The organism is Moorena sp. SIO3B2 (genome assembly GCF_010692525.1).
Lineage (GTDB): Bacteria > Cyanobacteriota > Cyanobacteriia > Cyanobacteriales > Coleofasciculaceae > Moorena > Moorena producens.
Window position 1 is genome coordinate 1 of record NZ_JAAHHE010000592.1, and the last position, 2,937, is coordinate 2,937.

At 44.3% G+C, this 2,937-nt stretch carries 2 protein-coding genes and 1 pseudogene; all 3 read left to right on the plus strand.

Annotated features, from left to right (window positions below):
• The first annotated feature begins 353 nt into the window (after positions 1-353).
• A complete protein-coding gene (locus tag F6K38_RS38480; RefSeq protein WP_287360200.1) occupies positions 354-1,181 on the plus strand; it encodes a hypothetical protein in 828 nt (275 codons plus the stop codon).
• Entirely contained in the window at positions 1,174-2,103 is a 930-nt protein-coding gene (locus F6K38_RS38485) for a hypothetical protein (protein WP_071103171.1), read from the plus strand. Before F6K38_RS38480 ends, F6K38_RS38485 begins: the two co-directional genes overlap by 8 nt.
• A 4-nt stretch (positions 2,104-2,107) precedes the next feature.
• A pseudogene (locus F6K38_RS38490) lies at positions 2,108-2,937 on the plus strand (hypothetical protein); the annotation flags it as partial.

Here is a 2,937-nt window from a genome sequence, read left to right on the forward strand (position 1 = left end):
CTCTGTTAGAACTACCCTGGATTTATTTAGCCAGCTTTCTTGCTAGTTAGGAGGTAAGCTATCAGTTATCAGCTATCAGCTATCAGCTATCAGCTATCAGCTATCAGCTATCAGCTATCAGCTTCAGTTATCAGCTATCAGCTATCAGCTTCAGTTATCAGCTATCAGCTATCAGCTATTAGCTATCAGTTATCAGTTATCAGTTATCAGTTATCAGGTGATCTGCACGCTGAACAAACCCTTTAAAATAAAACACCTAAGCTTTGTTTAATCTTAGTTACGTCTACTGACCGCTGACCGCTGACCGCTGACCGCTGACCGCTGAATGCTTACGTTAAGAGAGGAATTACAAGATGGGAAATATCTTTGTCATTGGTCCGCGAAAATCAGGAAAAACCACTTATTTAGCTGGTTTGGCTTATTGGTCCGAGCGAAAAATGGCTTTTAACCAGAAGATGTTTACCGTCCACCCCTTGAATGAAGATGCTAGACATCTTGCTGAACAAGCTAGAAATATAATCCTGTCAGGAGATTCCTTAGAAGGCACAAGACTTCCTTTAGGAGGGGTTAGTGATTTACCTGTTTACTCCTTTCAGATCGAAGTGAAGAGAAAGCTGCATAAGAACGAAACGATTAACCTAGTTGTTAAAGATGCTGCTGGAGAACTTTTTGACGAATTAGAATCAGGCTTTATATACCATAAACACGAAGATTTATTTCAAGAATTCTTAAGTAAGGATGTAGGGGGATGTTTAATTTTCCTGACTGGGTGGCAAGGAAATAGTGATGAGTATTACGCTCAAAAATTGAGGGTTTTTACTCAAAAACTCGATTTCTATGAAAGAACCAAAGACTTACGGGTAGCGGTGGCCATCACTAAATGTGAACGAGGGGAACTGTGGCCGGGCAGGCTTGATCCAGGAGTTGACTTGTTTGATGTGCATTTACGACAAACTAAATTATTGCTTCAATCGGAGATTGCACCAGAAAACTTGCGCTTTTTTGCTTTATCAACCTTTGGGGTTTTGGGTCGAAATGACCCCAGACCTAATCGTATCAATGAACCAGGATGGGATGGAGAAATGTCAGTGCTGAGAGACCCTGATAAATGGCAACCCTATAGTATATTTTCTCCCCTTTATTGGCTCAGTACAGGCAACAGGATAGGAGTCAATGTTTAATAAGTGGTTAGGAAAAAACAAGTTAGGGAAAAAAATCCTGCCTAAACCAGCACAACTGAGTGCTAGTGTGCGGGTGATTGGAGACCGTAAATCTGGCAAAACTACCTACATGGCTGCCTTGGCTCGTTGGCCTGGAGCTGACCCCTCCACCAGTCCAGTGCAGACAGTAACACCAATTAATGAAGATGGGGAAGCACTAATCGAGAAAGCCAAGAAAATTTTAGAACAAGGGGAGCAGTTAGAAGGCACTCCCTTGGATGCTAATGCCGATGAAGTTAAAGATTATAGTATCGAGATAGTTCTCAAAGACCAGTTTTCCTGGCGGCGGCTGAAGACCAGCTTAGGTTCCTCTTTGGTAAGGCTCAACATAAATTGTAAAGACTATTCTGGAGAGTTTTTCCAAGATGTTTTGTACCAATCAGGTACGCCCTTGCTTCGGGATTACCTAGAAGATGCGGTCCAAGCCAACGGCATTATGTTACTGGTTGATGGCTTAGCTCATCGCAAAGACAGAGAGTATGCCAATGGTCTGGATAAATTTTTGATCGCACTAGACCGAGCAGAAACAGGGGTGATCAACCGGCGCATTGCCCTAGTTCTGACTAAGTGCGAACAGCCTAAGTTATGGGTCAATCGCCATAAACCTACGTATGTAGCAACCGCTCGCTTTCCTGAAGTTATGAAAAGATTGCAGGCTTGGGAGCAATCGGGACCTGGAAGCATTGATTGCTTCACCACCTCGGCTTTTGGCATGTTGGGGGAGCGCCATCCAGAACCAAACATGAGGCGTATTAGTCGAGACCGTGAGGGAATTAAGGAATCAATCGTGAAAAATCCCCAGGGTTGGAAACCCTTTGGCTTAGTAGCTCCGATCTACTGGCTTTGTACTGGCCAACGGCATAGAAAATTAGACCAGGAGTAAAACAATGGACTCTTTTAATGGTAATTCTAATACTATTACTGTTGAAATTTACGAATTTAGCACTGGTATCAAGGCTGAGATCACCCCAGATGGGGGCTGGATATCCAGAGGCTTTACTGGACGGTACATGAATGCCACTTTACCCCAGATTCCCTATACGGTGGAGCGCGCGATCGCTAATAAACGATTTGCTGTAGTTGAGGGTGCTAATAGTAACCAGCCAGCAGTAATTGGTCGAGTTGTGCCAGGAGAGCCCGATTCTTGTATACCGGATTGGTCAGTGGTGGCAGTGGTGAGTCGGGGTAGGGATGATGGGGGAAGACCCCTTTCAGTGTATCGTTATTTCCTCTGTCAGGGGGCAGATAGTCTCTGGAAAATCCTGAGCTGGATGGAGGACTATGAGCAGCGAGTAGGCCATCTGCCTGTTTTTAATCCTTTTGAGACTAGACTAGATCCTTCACAAGAGATTTCTATACCACCTGAAATCCCCTCAGAGAAACTTGAGCACAAGTTTGAGCATAAGTCTGTACCGATAGTGCTCTCATGGGAGTATCAGTATAATTTAAGACTGATTAACAAAATAGCTGAAATAAAAGCTGGAGCTGAGCCTGTGTCCTGGGCTTACAATGCTGAAGCCTTAGAGAACCCTTGGAGCTTTGTTCTGATTCATCCAGCCAGTGAGCGTGCCTATGGAAGTTTTCTGCAACTGAAGGCTAATCGTCCTTTAGCTCTGATGCCAGCAACGGTGGACGAACAGGCACTCAAGTCAGCAATTAAAAGCTTGATCAACAGTTCTCAGGTGAAATCAGAAGCTGTTCTCAAGATAGCAGGGGC

Coding starts and splice junctions, on each gene's coding strand:
- F6K38_RS38480 (WP_287360200.1), top strand. CDS start 354: ATGGGAAATATCTTTGTCATTGGTCCGCGAAAATCAGGAAAAACCACT.
- F6K38_RS38485 (WP_071103171.1), top strand. CDS start 1,174: ATGTTTAATAAGTGGTTAGGAAAAAACAAGTTAGGGAAAAAAATCCTG.